A 17541-nucleotide genomic window follows, 5' to 3' on the forward strand; every position below is an offset into this window, starting at 1 on the left:
ATTTCTCTAATCCCTTTCACTGCAAGGCTTTTCCCTTCTCTTCCAAGTTGAATTCAACTTCATTGTGCTCGATCCCAATTTCCAGGTCAATCCTTTTATTTCTATATTCTAACTAAACGAGGTGAAAGTCTCTAAAAATACATAAGAAACCAGGACGAAAAGCCCAAGCCTGCGTAATTATGTTATCTCAAATTCACCCCATTAGACATTCACCCTATGAGTTATTTATCCCATTAACCATTCACCCTAATAAACGTTTAGCATATAAAAAAAGAATCCTCCAGGCCTTTTAGCCCTTCAGATTCTCTGTTCTTTTAAGTATATGAGCTTTTGAGTATTTAAGTACTTTTCCCTTCCCCCATGCTCCTAACATTTCGAAAAAATGAGTGCCTTTGCCGTGGGATTCTTACCTTTAAATATCTTATACAATCCGAAGAATCCCACTGCAACAGCGATCGGAAGATCAACCCCTTCGCGGAGCGCCTTCTTCACCCGCAAACAACACTCATTTTTCCCGCTCAAAATACCCTTCTAGTTTCCAGTCTACGCCCACCTGCGTTACGCTCAAATCCTGCAATGCCACCGCATCGCTCATCGCAGATACGCCCTCTCCCCCGAGAAAGCCCGGGGCTGCGCGCCCTCCAACCAGCTTTGGTGCCATATACAGCACCAGCTTGTCTGCCAGCCCTTGCTGCACGAACGAAGCGTTCACCTCGGCTCCACCTTCCACGAACACCGATGACACCTCCGCTGTCCCCAGAATATCCAGCATTTGCGGCAGGTTCACCCGATCGCTGTTTTCATCCTGTGTCGGATATATCCTCACACCAAGCTGTTCCAACTCGCTTCGCTTGCTTTCATCATAAGTGCGTCCTGTGAATATCCAGGTAGGTGCCTCCCCATCTGTAATGACACGGGCATCCAATGGAATTCGAAGCTTGCTATCCAAAATGATACGAATCGGATTCCGTCCTTCCGGTAGACGAGTCGTAAGCTGAGGATTATCGTGAATCACCGTCTGTACACCGACCAGGATTCCCACATGCTCGTTACGAAGACGATGCACATCCTCCCGTGCAGCCTCAGATGTAATCCACTTGCTTTCCGAGGTCCGGGTCGCAATTTTACCGTCCAGCGTTACTGCCGATTTGATCGTAATAAAAGGACGCTTGCTCACGATATATTGATTGAACACTTCATTCATGCGGATGGATTCCTGCTCACATACTCCGACAATGACCTCAATGCCCGCATCTTTCAAAATCTGTACCCCTCTGCCGGAAACCAGCGGGTTCGGGTCCAGCGCTGCAATCACCACTCGACGAATGCCAGCCTTCACAATCGCTTCCGCGCACGGGCCTGTCCGGCCGTGATGGGAACACGGCTCCAGCGTTACGTAAATCGTCGCTCCCTGAGCGTGTTCACCCGCCATACGCAACGCATGAATCTCGGCATGTGGCTCGCCGGGCTTCAGATGAGCGCCGATCCCAACGATACGACCGTTGTTGACAATGACTGATCCGACGAGCGGATTAGGTTCTGTTTGCCCTTTAGCACTTCTGGCATTTTCCAGTGCCAGGCGCATATATTTTTCGTGAGTGGTCATAGAACCTCCCTGAGATCGGAATCCCGCAAATGGCCGGATCGTTCCACTTTTGTATTCAAATACCGTTCATTATATTGCGACACATCGCCCCAGAGCGGCATGCGACCCGCCACATTCATACCCGACTTCTTCAAGGCATCCATTTTTTTAGGATTATTTGTAATCAAAGTTACCGGTTTTTGTCTCAGGTGACGGAGCACACTAATGGCATCCGCATAGTTGCGTGTATCATCTTCAAAACCCAATTGATGATTGGCTTCGACAGTATCCATGCCTTCTTCCTGCAGAATATAAGCCATTGCTTTACTAAACAAACCGATTCCGCGGCCTTCATGGTTAGCCAGATAGAACAATGCACCCGTTCCATGCTCCACGATCATTTTCATGGACTGGTGGAGTTGAAATCCGCAATCACAACGCTTGCTACCAAAAATATCTCCAGTATGACAAATACTATGCATGCGAACTAATGCATTTTCCGACTGTTGAAGATCACCGTACACCAAAACGCTTGACTGTTGTCCCTCTGCCAAATCCAGTGTGGACAATCGCTTCACAATCGTTTCAGCGGTGGCATTCAGTAAGTCCTGACGATCTTCCTCATCCCGTACAGGCAACCAGCAGTACCACTGAAAAACAACCGTTTCTCCTTCCATATTAACTGGCAGCTTGATCGGTCCTACCAAAATCGTCGAAGATTGCTCTCCACGAACGGTTTGAATTTTATCGTTAAGTAGCGTAGCTACATCTTTTTGGTTCATCTATCTGCACCATCCTTTATATGAACTCTATATAGAAAATGCCTATTCTTCAAAGGCTAATCGTTATTGTCAGGGTATAAATCATTGAACTATGTGTAAGAAATGTTCATGAAACGTGGATTCCATCGTCAGCTGCCGTTCCTGAAGCTCGGTGACAGCCTGTCGTCGTCCGTCTTGGAACGCCTTTAGGTCTCCTGCGGTATAGCTCTTCTGTCGTAAACGAAGAAGCTCACTGGCTAGCACATCGGCATCCTTCAAAGCAGCATTCAAGCCAAAAGCTCCGGTAGGTGTCATGGTATGCGCCGCATCTCCAATAAGGACCAGTCCGTTCTGTGTCCAGGTGTCACTGCGGCTGCTGAAAATATCCAACGGTACGAAGTCCTTCCATGAACGAATGTGATCATGCACACTATGCTTCAAATCTGGAAAAGCCTCGGTAAACAGTTGTATAAATGGTTCAAAGGATTGCTTAAACAGGGTTGAAAAGCTACCTTCCTCCACATTCCAGCCAATTTGAATATAGCCCTCAGCCTGCGAGAATAAAGCCAATTGCCCTCCGTTGACCCGTGCCAGACGAGTGACGGGCTCCCACCCAGTAGGTGCCGTAATTTTCGCCCATAACAGATCATAGCCGTGTCGAATGTTCGTCACAGGCATCTGAGCCAGCTTGCGCACAGTCGAATAGCGACCGTCTGCCCCTACAATCAACGAACTGTCAATCGTGATCTCATGACCGTTCTTATCGCGGGCGATCAAGCCCGTGTACCCCTGCTCACTATTACCTTCCAACGCAGTCACCGTTGTACCCGCCAGGTAACGGAAGGACTCGTAGGTTGACGCCTGCTTGAGCAGAGCCTCCAAAAATCGAGGCTGTGGAATATGAACCCCTACATTACCATTTACTGAACCCGGCTTGACCGTTTTTACCTGCTGCTGGTGCTCCCAATATTCGATTCTTGTAGAGGCAAGAACGTAGTCCTCATGAATTTGTTCGAGCAGCTTATGCTTTTGGATCACTTCCTGACCCTCATCATTTAAAATTTCACCGCGGAAAGCCTTTCCGGGCAAGCTCTGCCGCTCAACCAATATCGTGGAAACACCCTGCTCCGCCAGTAGACAGGATAACAAAGTCCCTGCGGGTCCTCCCCCAACTACACACACTTCACATTCCAGCTTCATCCGACTTCCCCCTGCGCCCAAACCATAACCACAACGATTCGTTCGTACCTGTTCATTTTATCATTAATCATATCAAAACAAGTTCAATTTTTAAGTATTCATATATGGATATCCGTATCAGAGCTAATAAGTTACTTTATGTAACAAAGTATATTTATATCATGTCGTTTCGTCAAGTAATAAATTTATGTAAAGTAAAGTCATTTACTTTTAACAGTGAATCGTTAATAATAAGAGCATGAGGTGATCACATGAACATTCCGCAGATGTGCCCACGGTTTGAAAAAGCTATGGAGCTACTGAGTAAGCGTTGGACGGTGTTGATCGTATTTCAACTAACCAATGGTCCGCAACGTTTCGTCGCTATTGAGAATTCAATTCCTAATTTAAGCGGAAAGGTCCTTTCCGACCGTTTGAAAGAGCTGGAGGAAGAAGGGATCATACAACGTATGGTTTATCCTGAGAAGCCTGTACGGATTGAATACTCTCTTACAGATAAGGGACGCGATTTAGCTCCTTTGTTTGACCATATCGGTACTTGGGCTACACGCTGGATTGAGGTTCTACCAGCACTAGAAAAGCAATGATCTATATGGACTACAGCTATTTTTCCTAAACTAACATGATAAACACACACAGACTGCTAACATGCCAAAGAACGCCTTTGCTCTAAGTGCAATTTGTACTCATAGTGCAAGGCGTTCTTTTTTTCATATGACAAAGCGATAATGTCCACCTTAGATAGGCATCCAAGATCTTAGACGTTCCCCTCACCGCTGCGTTGCATTTCCTCACGAATGGATTGCACCCGTTTTTTCCCCCAGTCATACATCATCTCCACAATGGGTAAGATCGTCATTCCCAGCTCGGTCATCGAATACTCCACCTTTGGAGGTACCTCGGGGTACACTTCCCGGTGCACAATACCGTCCTCCATCAACTCCCGCAACTGATTGGTCAGCACTTTATGCGACAGCTTCGGAAACAGCCTTTGCAGGTCACTGAAACGGTGCGCTCCTTCCACACCCAGATGCCATAAAATGACGACCTTCCATTTTCCGCTTAACACTGACAAGGTTAGTTCCTTTTCGCAGTTATAGTCTCCGTTAACGATCTTTTCCCGTATTTCTTCTCTCAGCGTATCAGTCATATATCAACTAACTCCTTTTAAATCATCATGGTCTTGCACTCTAATAGTAACCTGCAGGTAACCTCCGTACTTGAAAGTGCATTCTTCACAGCCTGACGAAGCCACCCTACAATAGTAGATAACGTTACACATTCAAGGAGGAATAAAGTATGAGTAAAAAAGCTCTTTTTATTATACCCCCAGAGCGCTTTAATGAGGATGAATTGTTTAAACCCAAGGAAGCACTGGAGCAAGCAGGTGTTACTGTGACGCTAGCTAGTACAAAAACAGGCGAAATCACGGGTGACTACAACGGTAAAGCGACAGCTGATCTTGTTTTTACAGACGCTGTGCTGGCTGATTATGATGTAGTATCTGTGATCGGCGGATCAGGTACGAATGACCATCTGTGGAATAACGCGGATCTCCAAGCTCTGCTAAAACAAACTCATGAGCAAAAGACTTTAGTGGCTGGCATCTGCGCAGGCTCTGTAGCCGTGGCTCAAACCGGACTACTCTCTGGTAGAACGGCTACATGCTATCCAGTGGATGTACAAAAAGATCAGCTCCAATCGCATAAAGCCGAATATGTGGCGCAGCATGTCGTTGCGCATAGCGATATTATCACGGCCGATGGCCCGGATGGTGCTGAGGAGTTTGGTAAAGCCCTCGTTCAAGCTCTGCAATAAGCACATTCTCGAACTTCAAGGTGGCACTTTAAACAACACTGCAACAAGCCGCATCACGTCCTTTCTATTGTATGGGACCTGATGTGGCTTCTTTGTGTCATTTTCATGCTAAAGTGACTAATTTAATTGTATGGTCCTGGATTTTCGTGTTAGCTTTAAAGAATCGACGTTTAGCATAGGAGGCTTATATGCCGTGATTATGAAAGGCAAAATCCATTTACATCAGGTAACGTCCGAATCGTTACGACTGGGCGCCTTACTATCATTAGTAGGGGGCTTTTTGGACACATATACCTTTGTTGGAAGAGGCGGTGTTTTCGCCAACGCACAGACAGGCAATATCGTGCTGCTGGCTGTCAAAGTCATTCAGGGGCACTGGATTCAGGCGTTATCCTATATCCCACCCCTGATCGCCTTTTCACTGGGCGTTTTTGTTGCTGAAGGGATTAAACGAAAATCAACCCACCGTCTAACTCCGGACTGGACCCGCGCAATTATTTTATTGGAAATTGCAATTTTTTTCATCGTGGGACTGATTCCGCAAGGAGTTCCCAATACGGTAGTGGTGGTGATCGTCTCGTTCGTCGCTTCCGTACAAATGACTTCCTTCCGCAAGCTCATTGATGTGCCGTACACCTCTACGGTCAGCACCGGTAACCTCCGATCAGCTATCGAGGCTGTGTATGTCGCCATAACGACCAAGGACACGAACGCTGCTATTCGAGCGATGCGTTATGGTGTCATCTTGGCAGCCTTCTTGGTAGGGGCTTTGCTGGGGGGATTTCTGACTTTGACGATTGGAGATAAAGCCGTTTGGGGTGCTGTTGTTGCACTTATTTTTTCTTTTATTTTATTTACAGAAAAGGAAAAGTGGAAGCTGCCGCTGCGTCACTAATCCTCCATTACATCAGCCCTGAATGAACTGCCGCTGGGCCGTTTCAAAGAAATTCAAGAGGTCATTGCGGGACGAGAATGCTGCCTGAGCAGATTGGTTGCTACCGCCCCCCTTACCGTGAAACGCGCCCAGATTTTCCTTTAAAAACGCTCCGCAGCTAATAGATTGGGTACCGTTGTGTGCCAAAATGATTTTGTTTTCTGCTGTTGTGGCAAATAAAACAAGCAGATCATGCTCAGCTGTCAGCTTGGTAGCCAATTGCTGCATGTCCTGAAGGGATTTTTGTTCGAATACATGAGCAAGAACATGCCCCTGCACAGCAGATAGCAACTCTTTCGCCTGGTACGAAGCATTTTCCTCTTGTAGGAGCTCCACTTGCGCCTTAAGCTGCTTATGCTCCTGCTCCCATTTTTCGAATCGGGTCAAAATATCTTTTCGCCCGGTATTGAACTTCGTAGATAACACGTCCAATATCTGAACACTATCGTTAAAATCCTGGAGTGCGCGAACGCCACATTTGAAATGGATTCTTGCCATCCCCTTCTGCTTCTCCCATTTTAAGCATTTAATGATCCCAATTTCCCCGGTCTGAGCTACATGTGTGCCGCCGCAAGCATTATATTCAACGCCCTCGATCTCGACAATCCGAATATTTTCTGTCACTTTGGGCATTTTCACCAGCGGAATATCCTTCAATTGCTCACTGGTTACAAAAAAACTTTTTATACTGCGATTACTATAGATTTGCTGATTTACTTCCTGCTCGATTGCCGATAGCTGCGCAGGCGTTACATCCGAACAGTTCACATCAATCGTGGCATATTCTTGTCCCAGATGAAAGCTTTCAGTACGCGCACCCAGCAACTCCAGACAAACCGCTGACAGCAAGTGCTGTCCGCTATGCTGCTGCATATGATCAAATCTGCGCTCCCAATCCAATTGGCAGGCTACTTTCCTATCCTCCGGCAAACGCTCTACCTGATGCCAGATATCCCCATCCTCAAGAACAACATCTAATACACGGATGCCCTGAATTGTTCCTGTATCACAAGGCTGACCTCCACCTTGCGGATAAAATGCCGTTTCCTCCAGCATAACCAAATATTTTCCGTCTCTTTCCATGCTCTGTGTAATATGAGTGTCCCACTCCGTAAGATTTGGAGCAGTGTAGTATAATTTTGTCGTCATTCCAGGTTCCTCACTTTGGGAGTTTTTGGTCTCGTACGATATCCACTTATTATCAAGCACTTCATTGTAAATATCAATGTAGGGAAAAGCTTGAACCATTGCACGAACAACCTCCATATGGTGAAAAATCGCATGACGATTAACAAAATTTAGCTTGAAATTCATTTTTGAATAGATTAAGATTAGTCGGCTAACTAATTTGTCGATTGGAACATACTGTAAGAAGAAAGGAGAACCTTATGGATTTTGATTTACGGGACTTGCCCACTCGTGAGGCGCTACAGGAATTTTCTAAGCGTATCCCCGAGATTGATGTAAGAGCGACGGAAGCTATGTTATTTTTTATGCGGGTATCTTCCAGCGTCTTTAAAGTCAGTTTTGAGGGTTTTGAGAAGTTCGGTATATCTCATGGTAAATTTTCGATATTAATTCTTCTGTATCGCAACATCCATACAGGATTGCTGGCTACAGAGCTTGCGGAGAAAGTAGGGGTTAGCAAGCCTACCGTTACCGGTCTGCTTGACCGCCTGGAACGCGATGGGCTTATTATTCGATCTGTTCATCCTTCCGACCGCCGCATGAGCATTGTTAAACTGACCGATCAAGGAACAGAAATGATGGAAAGATTGCTGCCTATGCATTTTACAAGCACTTCCACACTGATGAGCCACCTGTCCACCGATGAAAAAGAGCTGCTCCTGACGTTACTGCAAAAAATAGAAAGCGGCATCCCTCAAGCAAAAGAGATATATAAAGCAGCAAAACCAGAATAAGTTTTAATTTTGCGTTTTAGTTAGCCGACTAACTTTTAAATTATTAAATAAAAGAATAAATAAAATGTACATACCAGGATATTTATTCAATCTATGTTTAACTCATTTTATGAATTTAAGGAGTGTATTACTCATGAATCGCACACAAGTCACCAGCCTCATCATCCCTCTCATTTCTATCGCCTGTCTTATCGGCGGGGGGTTCCTACTCCAGACCAACGGACAAGATCAAGTCAATGCTTCTCGATCCGTTAAAGGCACAACACTAAATGCAGATAGCATTCATGTATCGTTTGAACAAGTAGGAGGCAAAATCCAGAACATCCCGGTAACAGAAGAAACTAAGGTGAAAAAAGGAACTGTCCTTATGACTTTGGAATCCACAGATGTGGATCTGCAAATTGAGCAGCTGCGGACACAAATCGCCCAGTTCAATACGCAAATCAGCCAACAACAACAATCCATCCATTTAGGGTATACACGAGCAGCAACTCAGGAAAAACAGGCACAGCTAGATATCGCGCAAGCTCAAGTGACTGAGCGTAAAAGTCAGGCGGCATTGCAGCGGGCACAAGCGGCTGAGCGTCAAGCCACTGCTGCAGAACAACAGGTCAATAACGGGGCTCGGGATGAAGATGTTCAGCAGCAACGAATTGCCGTAGCTTCAGCCACCAAAAACGTTCAGACGGCGCAGACCAACTATAAGCGTAATAAAGCACTCTATGATGCAGGAAGTGCATCCAAAGCAGCGTTGGATGATGCCGAATCCTCTTTGACTTTAGCGACAAATCAGTTGAGCCAGCAAAAAGAGTCTCTTCAAAAACTACTTCATGGTGCCACTTCCGAAGAACGTATGCAGGCCAGTGAACAGACGACACAAGCAGCCGTTTCGGTAAAACAAGCCGAGGAAGAAATTCGCGGTGCCCAATTGTCCGTCGATCGTTCCAAGACCCAGCTGGAAACCATTCAGCAGAGTCGTCAACAGTTGGCAGATCAGAAGCTGGCTATTGACCTCTTAAAGCAACAAAAAGACACACAGGAAGTTCAGCTTAAAACGTTGCTGCTCAAAAAAGAACGCCTGGTGTTAAAAGCACCACAGGATGGCAAGGTTACTGCGATTAGTACCAAAGTCGGCGAAAATGTGGCGCAAGGGGCTCCTGTGATTACCCTGGAAACCAATGATTTATATTACGATCTCTATGTGAATGAAGAACAAGCGGGGAAATTCAAGGCCAATCAAGAAATTAAAACTCATATCTCTGGTCTCAATAAGGACCTGAAAGGTACGGTACGCTATGTAACTGCTGCACCACAATTCGCTAATGTGAAGATGTCCCGTGAAAAAGGAGAAGCAGATACCGCTACATTCCAGGTACGTGTATATGTAACAAGAGAAGCAGCTTTGCTACCAGGCATGACAGTTGAGGTGAATACAAATGAAATCTCTTCGTGATGAATGGTCGTATCTGGTTCACTCCAAGTATCCGATCATAGCTATTATCTTCCCGTTGATTGCCGTACTGGGGTATTCACTGTTGCTCCCAAGCAGCCAAATTAACGACGCTAACGTGGTAGTGGTGGATCAAGATAACACAGCTTACAGCCGTGAGTTCATTCAGAAAATAGATGCTTCCCCGTATATGAACGTAGCTGAGATTGTTTCGTATACGGACAACCCAGAACAGTATTTTTATCACGAGCAATATTTGGCTGTTATTTCCTTGCCGCATGGTTTAGAGGATAATCACAATCGCTCCCTTTCCAGCCGTGTGGGTCTCATTCTCGATAATACCAATGTTCAATCTATTACCTCGATTCGTACAGCCATGCAGGAAATTAGCGTTTCTGAGAATATGGAATTGTCTGTTCCAGCTATGTTGAAAACCGGGATGAACGCAGAACAGGCTCAAGGGGCCCTCAATGGTATCGCCTTGGAAGTGCGTTCCCTGTTTAATCCAACTAATGACTATCAGAATACGACGATACTTGCATTCACTTGTATGTTCTCTTTTATGATACTCAATATAAATAGCTTACCTCTGGTCGCCAGACTCCGGGTTTCCAAGAGGCTGGCTGCTGAGCTGCAAAATCCATTCAACATCCTGCTGCGTATGCTTCCTTATACGCTGTTTTCGACGGCTGGCTTAATCTTCTCTCTCGGGATGCTTAAAGTGTTTGGAGGAGGCCGTTTCGAGGCCAATCCAATTCTCTTTATAATTCCGGTTGTCCTGTATGTATTCGGTACCGTTTGTATCAATGTCCTGGTTGCATGGGGCGCTGCACATCCAGGAATAGCCATTGGCAGAATGGTGATGATACTCATGCCTGCTTTTGTTCTATCGGGGGCTGTTCTTTCCAGATCACTGTTTCCACCTTTAGCGATTCAAATCGGTGATTTCTTCCCCTTTGTATGGATGTATAAATTCCTGCGCACCATGGGTCTGCGTGGTGCACCTTTGCAGGAGATGCTTCCCGAACTCGGTTCTCTGTTACTATATGTGGGTGTGCTCTCCATGCTGGTGATCGCCAGGGCCCTGTGGGAAAAACAGAAGCTGGCCAAGCAAACTGCGGGTTCTGCTTCTGAAAAAGGCTCACCACATCCCGTTGTTCCAGCAAGCACAACTGGCAGCGGGTTATCTATGCAAGGGACACCGTCAGCACCTATGCACGAGCCTATAAAAGGATAGAGTCTCGTCTGTAAAATAAAAAAGGGTTAAGTGCCGTCTAACGAGCCTTAACCCTTTTTCAATAATATTAACTTCCCATTGTTATCATAATAAAATTCACTTATATGCCCGACCTAATTGATAGGCGTGCTCCAGTAAACCTGCAATGTATTCTTTCGACTCGGACAAAGTATCATAGAAGAACTCCACCTTGGACTCTCTTACTCTTGCGTAACCAGCAATGGCTTTATTCAAATAATTAGTAACCAAATCGTGATATTCATACTTGATCAGATGTTCTTTCGTCCCTCCCGCCAAGCACATCCACAACACCTGCTTCTTCGTAAATTCCTGAAGTAAACCTATGTTCCACACTTTATCCAGATACCCTTTTAGCATGGAAGGAACACTATACCACCATAGAGGAAACACAAAGACCAAAGCATCCGCAGCAGCAATTCTGTCCATCTCTCTCCGTGTTTCAGGAGCATATTGTTTATGAGGCGTATTCCAATCCAGCTCATCTGCCGCGCTATATACCGGATTAAACCCATCCCGATCCAAGTCCAAAATATCTACCTCGTGCTTATTCTCTTTCAATCCCTCTACAAAACGATTCATGACCGCAAGGGTAAGTGAATCCTCTCTAGGATGCGTGACGACCAATAGAACTTTCATGTATCCGTAACCTTCTTTCTCCTCATAATTGTTGAACCCTGTCTACAGATGCTATTATGGATGTTATACATTAGAGTGTGAAGTACGCACTTCAATGTACTGTAGGTACTTGAAGGTTCCTTAGTGCCTTTTGTACTACAGATCGGAGAGGGGGAAAGTCTATGGAAGACAAAGCCAAAACCTATATGCTCGGGATCGAGGCAACTTTGGAGGTCATCAGTGGAAAGTGGAAAGGCATCATCCTGCATCATTTAACCAGCGGCAGAAAACGTACATACGAACTTCGTCAACTCATTCCGAAAATCACCCAAAAAGTGCTTACCCAACAGCTTAGAGAGCTTGAAAAGGATGGAATCATCCACCGCATCATCTATAACCAGGTTCCACCCAAAGTGGAGTACGAGCTTAGTGAATATGGATGGGATTTTAAAGATCTGCTTGATCGTTTTTGCTTATGGGGAGAAGATCATTTGGATAGGATCTATGGAGATAAAACAAAGGTGCTGGAAGAGTATTCTGTGAAGGAAAAAAACGCCAAACAAGCACCACCTCTTTAAGGAGGCGTGCTTGTTTGAAATACTATAGCTGTGCACCTTGTTTATTCACCAGTCTCCGCAAATTTCCGAATACGAGCCCCGACTTCATCCCGTACACGCTGGAACACGCTCCATTTCTCTTCTTCTGTTCCTTGTGCTTTAGCCGGATCATCAAACCCCCAATGTTCACGACGAACGTGCGGAGGTGTGATAGGACATTTATCTGCAGCATCTCCGCATAAGGTCACAACCAAATCCGCGCTGTTCAGCAAAGCAGGATCTATAATATCTGAAGTTTGTCCGGAGATATCGATCCCTATTTCATTCATCGCTTGCACCGCTTTAGGGTTAAGGCCGTGTGCCTCAATGCCCGCACTGTATACATTCCAACGGTCTCCCAAGTATTTTTTGGCCCAGCCTTCTGCCATTTGACTGCGACAAGAATTACCAGTGCATAAAAAGTAAATTGTCTTCTTTTCCATCATTACCGTCTCCTTCAATGTTCAATTATGAAATGATTAACCATAGATATAAGCCCAGTAGGGTCATAAAAAGTGTAGGAATGGTTAAGACAATGCCTGTCTTAAAATAAGTCCCCCAAGAAATTTTCACGTTTTTCGAACGAAGCACATGCAGCCACAACAACGTGGCTAATGAACCGATCGGAGTTATTTTCGGCCCCAGATCAGAACCAATGACGTTAGCATAAATCAACGCCTCTTTGACCATACCGGTTGTATGGGTGGCATCAATGGCAAGCGCATTAATCATGACCGTAGGCATGTTATTCATGACCGACGAGATAATCGCCGCAATAAAACCCATGCCCATGGTGGCCACAAACATACCTTGATCGGCAGCCGCTTGAATCACATGGGCCAGCAGATCCGTCAAACCGGCATTACGTAGACCATACACCACAACATACATCCCGATAGAGAAAAATACGATGGCCCATGGAGCGCCCTTGATGACTTCTTTCATCGGCACTGCAGGGCTTCTACGCGCCATCAATAAGAAAAAGATAGCAATAATACCGGCCACCACCGAAACGGGAATGTTAAAAAATTCGCATGCAAAGTAGCCAACGAACAAAACCGCGAGAACGATCCAAGACATACGGAACATTTTTGGATCTTTAATCGCTTCCGCAGGCGTGATTAATTGTGCCGTATCAAACGTTTTCGGAATTCTTTTGCGGAAAAAAAGATACAGTACTCCTATACTGGCTGCTAAAGAAAATAAATTAGGTACAATCATGCGACTCGCATATTCCATAAAGGTGATCCCAAAGAAATCGGCTGACACAATGTTGACCAAGTTGCTGACCACAAGCGGAAGCGACGTCGTGTCTGAAATAAAACCGCTCGCTATGATAAAAGGAAAAATCATTTTCTCATCCAATTTAAGTGCCCGAACCATCGCCAGTACAATCGGTGTCAGTATTAAGGCCGCACCGTCATTCGCAAAAAAAGCAGCAACAACGGCGCCAAGAAGGGTCACATAAACAAACATCCGGGTTCCGCTTCCTCGTGCAGCTCGTGCCATGTGAAGCGCCGCCCATTCGAAGAAGCCGATTTTATCAAGCACTAACGAAATCAGAATAATGGCTACAAAAGCCAGTGTCGCATTCCAGACAATATGAGTAACTTCCCAAACATCATGCAAATCGACGACACCCACCAGCAAGGCGAGTATGGCACCTCCACAAGCAGACCAGCCGATAGACAGATTTCTAGGCTGCCAGATCACCAGCACTAAAGTGGCTAAAAATATAATGCATGCCAACAAAATCAATGTTTTAAACCTCCATCACATTACCTTATAAACATATAATTATGTTAAAAACACCGTCTATCCCCCAAGGAGATAAACGGAACAGCCTTTAGGATGAGCAGCAAGCCGATGAATCCGGTGCACAAGATGCTATCGGCTCCTCTTTATTCAGCCATTTTAAAATCTGCTTGGAGTCTGGCATACGCTCAAGAACGGCTTGAATATGCGGCTTGTCGTCTACATTTAAGGAATAGTATACCCACTGACTTCGTCGTTCTTCTTTTACAATTCCTTGCGACTTTAATTTTCTCAAATGTTGGCTAATTGCTGGCTGCGACATATCAAAGATATCTACAAATTCGCAAACACACCATTCTCTTTCTCTTAGCAGGGAAAGCATAGCCAAGCGGGTTTTATCCCCCAGTAGCTTTAAATGATCGGCTACATAACCAAGTTGCTCCAATGTGTAACCTCCTTTCATTTATATAACTGTATGCTTATATACTAATGGAGTATGTTTTTAATATCAAGAACAATAATACTTATCCATTCACCAATTGCATAATCCAGTCTTTTATATCAACGATTCGCAGTGTTTTGGGGCGTGTATTCGTTCCGGAAATAATTAATGGGACAAGGGAATCTTTTTCATGCAGCGAACCATGAGCTCCCCCTCCGATGTGGGTAGGAGAACTTTCACTGACGAGTTCATATCCGGGTTGGACCGTGACGACAATGTATTTTCCTTCATGAGAGTTCATTGCCCCGTATAACCTCGCCAAAACGTCAGGATATTTTCCGTACTTGATCCGGTTGTTATTTATCGTAATATCCACAAGGTCCTTTTCGCCCGATAATGTCCATGATTGTCCATATTCATCGGTGTATTTTCCACCAGGATGATAAGAAAACAGCTTACCCTTTTTCCCCCTTGTAACATGAATATTGTTTTTACCATCTTTCATAGCGATAATGTCGAGCTTGTCCTCATTTTGTAAAAACTTCACCACATTGGATAATTCCACATCATCGTTTATGGCATAGATATAAGCCATCCGTTCATTAGCGGAAATGACAATTTGATCTTCTTTTTTTACTGATTGATTTAATTTTGCTATGCGGTAATGGTTTAACAGCGGCTTTATCTCAACAGTCGCTACCTGTCGATCATCATAAACCGCGCTTTGCGCACTATCACCCATGACAATCCATATCGCATTTTTTACAGCCTGTTCCCACGAACCGTATGCGTTCAACACGGTTTGCAGCGCTTGATCCGCTTTTTCAATTCCTTCCAACTGAGCCGGGCCTTTTTTATGCACCGAACTATCATTTTCTGGAAAATATGTGACAGTTACGCTTGGAAGTTTTTTTTGATTGATTAGAAAAGCGGTATCTTTTGCGGAAAACTCGTCGTTCATCCCGAATTTTTTCCACGGAGGAGTATTCCAGCTATTCTTTGGATCCAGTTGTGCAAAAGTTGCATAAGAAAACCATTTAGGTCCTGTTATTCTCAATTGTTCTGGCACACGATTGCTGTTCGTTATAAAGCGAGGTACTTTTAAGTCATGTTCCGTTCTTCCTCTAAAAACAATAGCGTTGATTGATGCCGATTCTTTTCCTTTGTCGGCCAGCTCTTCGTGAATTGTTTTTGTTTTTTTGTTCAAATGAACTTGATTTAACTGATAAATAGCATCCATAAATACTTGCATTTGATCTATCTTCAAGGCTTCTTTGGCACCATTGCCGTAGAGAATCATGCGTTTCTTTTGGTCGCTGTACCAAACGAGTCCAGGCACATGATGTTGGTCTGCATACGTTCCCGTTAATAATGTACTGTCGATTGTCACAGACATCGTGGGAAATGAACTCACTACCTGCGGGAAATATTGCCCTTGTTTGAGAAGATATTGCATTGCCGGTGCGCGGCCTGCTTGAATCGCATCTTGCAAAGGCTTATCCATTAAAGAATCAATCATGATGAATATGACCGGTTTGGCCTTATTATTCACTGGGATATGGGACTTGATGCTTTGTTGATTGAGCTGTTGACTGGAGTCCGCCCTGCAACCGACGAGTAGTAAACTTAAACTTAGCACTAGTACAATCGCAATTTTACACTTTATTCCCATTTGTGTATCCCCTTCTTTGAAAAACACTTTCCTTTGATTTTTTTATTTTTGCTTACACTAAAAAAAATTATTCCGAAATGAATTTTTTTGATCTAATAGGCCAAATTATCTCTAGTGACTCGAATAATTAGAAAGATGGTGAATCCCCATTAACATTCCGTTCTCACCTAGACTTTATCATTGGTTTGTCCGTCCGAAATGGTTTACTAAAAAATATATCCATGATTATGTACATTCCCATTTTTCTTTTGATGGAAAAACTGTACTGGATTTTGGCTGCGGCACTGGAGCAAATTGCTCCATGTTTCACCCATTGTATTATGTTGGGATTGATCCTGACACCCAACGAATTGGTTATGCAAAGCGATTATATAGCCACCATGCATTTCAAGTTTTAAATAGTAAGAAGCTCCCATTTAATAATGAGTCGTTCGACTACATACTTATTATCGCTGTATTACACCACATTTCTTCGGATGAAATATCAAGTTACATGAAGGAATTTCAAAGAATTCTAAAGCCTAACGGAACCATTATCGTTATGGAACCATGTTTATCCAAGAAAAAACCGCTATGTAACTGGTTTATGAAATGGTACGACAACGGGGAGTATATTCGTAATGAAAAAGAATATATTCGATTGTTTAGAGATCAGAATTATGATTGTAGAGTCATAAAACGATTCCGAAAATGTTTTTTATATCACGAGTTATTTTTTTCAGTAAAACCAAATTCTTCAAAGGGAGAGGAATATAACGATGACTACCACAAGCATAAACGGATACTCGATGCATTATATTGATTCCGGAAAAGGGTTCGCCATCCTATTCATTCACCCTCCAGTACTCACAAGCTTAAATTTCACATACCAAATCCAAGGACTCTCGCCCCATTTTCGGACTATAGCTTTTGATATCAGAGGACACGGTAAAAGTCAGCCTTCCGAGCAAACGGTTACTTACCCTCTCATCGCCCTGGATATTAAACATTTGATGGACCGGATGAGCCTTGATAAAGTATTTCTGTGTGGATATTCTACCGGGGGCTCGATAGTACTTGAATTCCTCTTGACTTATCCAGATCGGGCATGGGGAGGCATTGTTATCAGTGGAATGTCGGAAGTAAACGAATGGCGACTAAGAAATAAAATTTCTGTGGGCGTTGCTCTTTCCAAAATCGGCACAATCGGTACGATTGCCCTTTCTAATGCTTGGTCACAAACGAAACAGCTATCTTTATTCCGTAAGTTATTCAACGATGCGAAGCAGGGAAATCCCAGGAATGTCGAACAATATTATCGATACAGCTTGAAGTACAACTGCACCTCACGGCTCGGGGAAATCCATCTTCCTGTCCTGCTCGTTTATGGTGAAAAAGATAAGCACTTTCATCCCTATGCCAAAATATTGCATCAACAATTACCAAATAGTGAGCTGGTTTTCCTTAAGAAAGCTGATCATCGCCTTCCTACGAAGGCCGCCGGATTATTGAATGAACTGATCAAGCAGTTCGTAGATCGGTTCAACCTTTAAG

19 protein-coding genes are annotated in these 17541 nt (G+C 44.3%); 9 read left to right on the forward strand and 10 right to left on the reverse strand.

The window, feature by feature from the left end; translation table 11 throughout:
• Positions 1-505 precede the first annotated feature (505 nt).
• The 3 genes from ribD to ACWGXJ_RS21480 all read right to left on the reverse strand — a co-directional run bounded on the left by ribD (position 506) and on the right by ACWGXJ_RS21480 (position 3546).
• Complete coding sequence (gene ribD, locus ACWGXJ_RS21470; protein WP_452567569.1) at positions 506-1606, reverse strand: bifunctional diaminohydroxyphosphoribosylaminopyrimidine deaminase/5-amino-6-(5-phosphoribosylamino)uracil reductase RibD; 1101 nt, start codon at positions 1604-1606, stop codon at positions 506-508.
• A complete protein-coding gene (locus ACWGXJ_RS21475; protein WP_446675586.1) occupies positions 1603-2367 on the reverse strand; it encodes a GTP cyclohydrolase II in 765 nt (254 codons plus the stop codon). Before ACWGXJ_RS21475 ends, ribD begins: the two co-directional genes overlap by 4 nt.
• Before the next feature lie 81 nt (positions 2368-2448).
• On the reverse strand, positions 2449-3546 hold the full coding sequence (locus tag ACWGXJ_RS21480) for an FAD-dependent monooxygenase (protein ID WP_452567570.1): 1098 nt from the start codon (positions 3544-3546) through the stop codon (positions 2449-2451).
• A 251-nt stretch (positions 3547-3797) separates the two neighbouring features.
• Here ACWGXJ_RS21480 and ACWGXJ_RS21485 point away from each other — a divergent pair, with 251 nt between their 5' ends.
• Complete coding sequence (locus ACWGXJ_RS21485) at positions 3798-4133, forward strand: winged helix-turn-helix transcriptional regulator (protein WP_023990392.1); 336 nt, start codon at positions 3798-3800, stop codon at positions 4131-4133.
• Between the two features lie 170 nt (positions 4134-4303).
• Here ACWGXJ_RS21485 and ACWGXJ_RS21490 read toward each other — a convergent pair whose 3' ends face one another.
• Positions 4304-4696 (reverse strand): winged helix-turn-helix transcriptional regulator, encoded by a 393-nt coding sequence (locus ACWGXJ_RS21490; RefSeq protein WP_039273904.1) that lies wholly within the window; start codon positions 4694-4696, stop codon positions 4304-4306.
• A gap of 149 nt (positions 4697-4845) precedes the next feature.
• Here ACWGXJ_RS21490 and ACWGXJ_RS21495 point away from each other — a divergent pair, with 149 nt between their 5' ends.
• Both ACWGXJ_RS21495 and ACWGXJ_RS21500 read left to right on the forward strand, forming a co-directional pair.
• A complete protein-coding gene (locus tag ACWGXJ_RS21495; RefSeq protein WP_452567571.1) occupies positions 4846-5364 on the forward strand; it encodes a DJ-1/PfpI family protein in 519 nt (172 codons plus the stop codon).
• A gap of 193 nt (positions 5365-5557) precedes the next feature.
• A complete protein-coding gene (locus ACWGXJ_RS21500) occupies positions 5558-6259 on the forward strand; it encodes a YoaK family protein (RefSeq protein WP_452567572.1) in 702 nt (233 codons plus the stop codon).
• 12 nt (positions 6260-6271) lie between these two features.
• Here ACWGXJ_RS21500 and ACWGXJ_RS21505 read toward each other — a convergent pair whose 3' ends face one another.
• Complete coding sequence (locus ACWGXJ_RS21505; protein WP_452567573.1) at positions 6272-7447, reverse strand: alanyl-tRNA editing protein; 1176 nt, start codon at positions 7445-7447, stop codon at positions 6272-6274.
• Between the two features lie 239 nt (positions 7448-7686).
• On the opposite strand from ACWGXJ_RS21505, the gene ACWGXJ_RS21510 reads away from it, so the two are divergent.
• From ACWGXJ_RS21510 to ACWGXJ_RS21520, 3 genes are all read left to right on the forward strand, one after another.
• Entirely contained in the window at positions 7687-8220 is a 534-nt protein-coding gene (locus ACWGXJ_RS21510) for a MarR family winged helix-turn-helix transcriptional regulator (RefSeq protein WP_452567574.1), read from the forward strand.
• 133 nt (positions 8221-8353) lie between these two features.
• A complete protein-coding gene (locus tag ACWGXJ_RS21515) occupies positions 8354-9673 on the forward strand; it encodes an HlyD family secretion protein (protein ID WP_452567575.1) in 1320 nt (439 codons plus the stop codon).
• Positions 9657-10907 (forward strand): ABC transporter permease, encoded by a 1251-nt coding sequence (locus ACWGXJ_RS21520; RefSeq protein WP_452567576.1) that lies wholly within the window; start codon positions 9657-9659, stop codon positions 10905-10907. Before ACWGXJ_RS21515 ends, ACWGXJ_RS21520 begins: the two co-directional genes overlap by 17 nt.
• Positions 10908-11003: 96 nt before the next feature.
• Here ACWGXJ_RS21520 and ACWGXJ_RS21525 read toward each other — a convergent pair whose 3' ends face one another.
• Positions 11004-11564 carry an NAD(P)H oxidoreductase gene (locus tag ACWGXJ_RS21525; RefSeq protein ID WP_452567577.1) on the reverse strand — a complete coding sequence of 187 codons (561 nt, stop codon included), beginning with the start codon at positions 11562-11564 and terminating at the stop codon, positions 11004-11006.
• A 161-nt stretch (positions 11565-11725) separates the two neighbouring features.
• Between ACWGXJ_RS21525 and ACWGXJ_RS21530 the strand changes: the two genes are divergently transcribed.
• A complete protein-coding gene (locus ACWGXJ_RS21530) occupies positions 11726-12121 on the forward strand; it encodes a winged helix-turn-helix transcriptional regulator (RefSeq protein WP_013373192.1) in 396 nt (131 codons plus the stop codon).
• A 41-nt stretch (positions 12122-12162) separates the two neighbouring features.
• Here ACWGXJ_RS21530 and arsC read toward each other — a convergent pair whose 3' ends face one another.
• The 4 genes from arsC to ACWGXJ_RS21550 all read right to left on the reverse strand — a co-directional run bounded on the left by arsC (position 12163) and on the right by ACWGXJ_RS21550 (position 16008).
• Positions 12163-12582: an arsenate reductase (thioredoxin) gene (gene arsC, locus ACWGXJ_RS21535; protein ID WP_061828947.1), complete on the reverse strand. Its 420-nt coding sequence runs from the start codon at positions 12580-12582 to the stop codon at positions 12163-12165.
• 25 nt (positions 12583-12607) lie between these two features.
• On the reverse strand, positions 12608-13897 hold the full coding sequence (locus tag ACWGXJ_RS21540; RefSeq protein WP_302055486.1) for an arsenic transporter: 1290 nt from the start codon (positions 13895-13897) through the stop codon (positions 12608-12610).
• An 88-nt stretch (positions 13898-13985) separates the two neighbouring features.
• Positions 13986-14339: an ArsR/SmtB family transcription factor gene (locus ACWGXJ_RS21545; RefSeq protein WP_322161419.1), complete on the reverse strand. Its 354-nt coding sequence runs from the start codon at positions 14337-14339 to the stop codon at positions 13986-13988.
• A gap of 79 nt (positions 14340-14418) precedes the next feature.
• Positions 14419-16008 (reverse strand): alkaline phosphatase family protein, encoded by a 1590-nt coding sequence (locus ACWGXJ_RS21550; protein ID WP_452567578.1) that lies wholly within the window; start codon positions 16006-16008, stop codon positions 14419-14421.
• 154 nt (positions 16009-16162) lie between these two features.
• On the opposite strand from ACWGXJ_RS21550, the gene ACWGXJ_RS21555 reads away from it, so the two are divergent.
• Together ACWGXJ_RS21555 and ACWGXJ_RS21560 are read left to right on the forward strand one after the other, a co-directional pair.
• Entirely contained in the window at positions 16163-16810 is a 648-nt protein-coding gene (locus ACWGXJ_RS21555; protein ID WP_452567941.1) for a methyltransferase domain-containing protein, read from the forward strand.
• The gene (locus tag ACWGXJ_RS21560) at positions 16767-17540 is read left to right on the forward strand and encodes an alpha/beta fold hydrolase (protein WP_440723449.1); all 774 of its coding nucleotides are present in this window, start codon (positions 16767-16769) and stop codon (positions 17538-17540) included. The genes ACWGXJ_RS21555 and ACWGXJ_RS21560 overlap by 44 nt, the downstream gene beginning before the upstream one ends.
• Position 17541 lies beyond the last annotated feature (1 nt).

It is taken from the genome of Paenibacillus sp. S33, assembly GCF_053615415.1.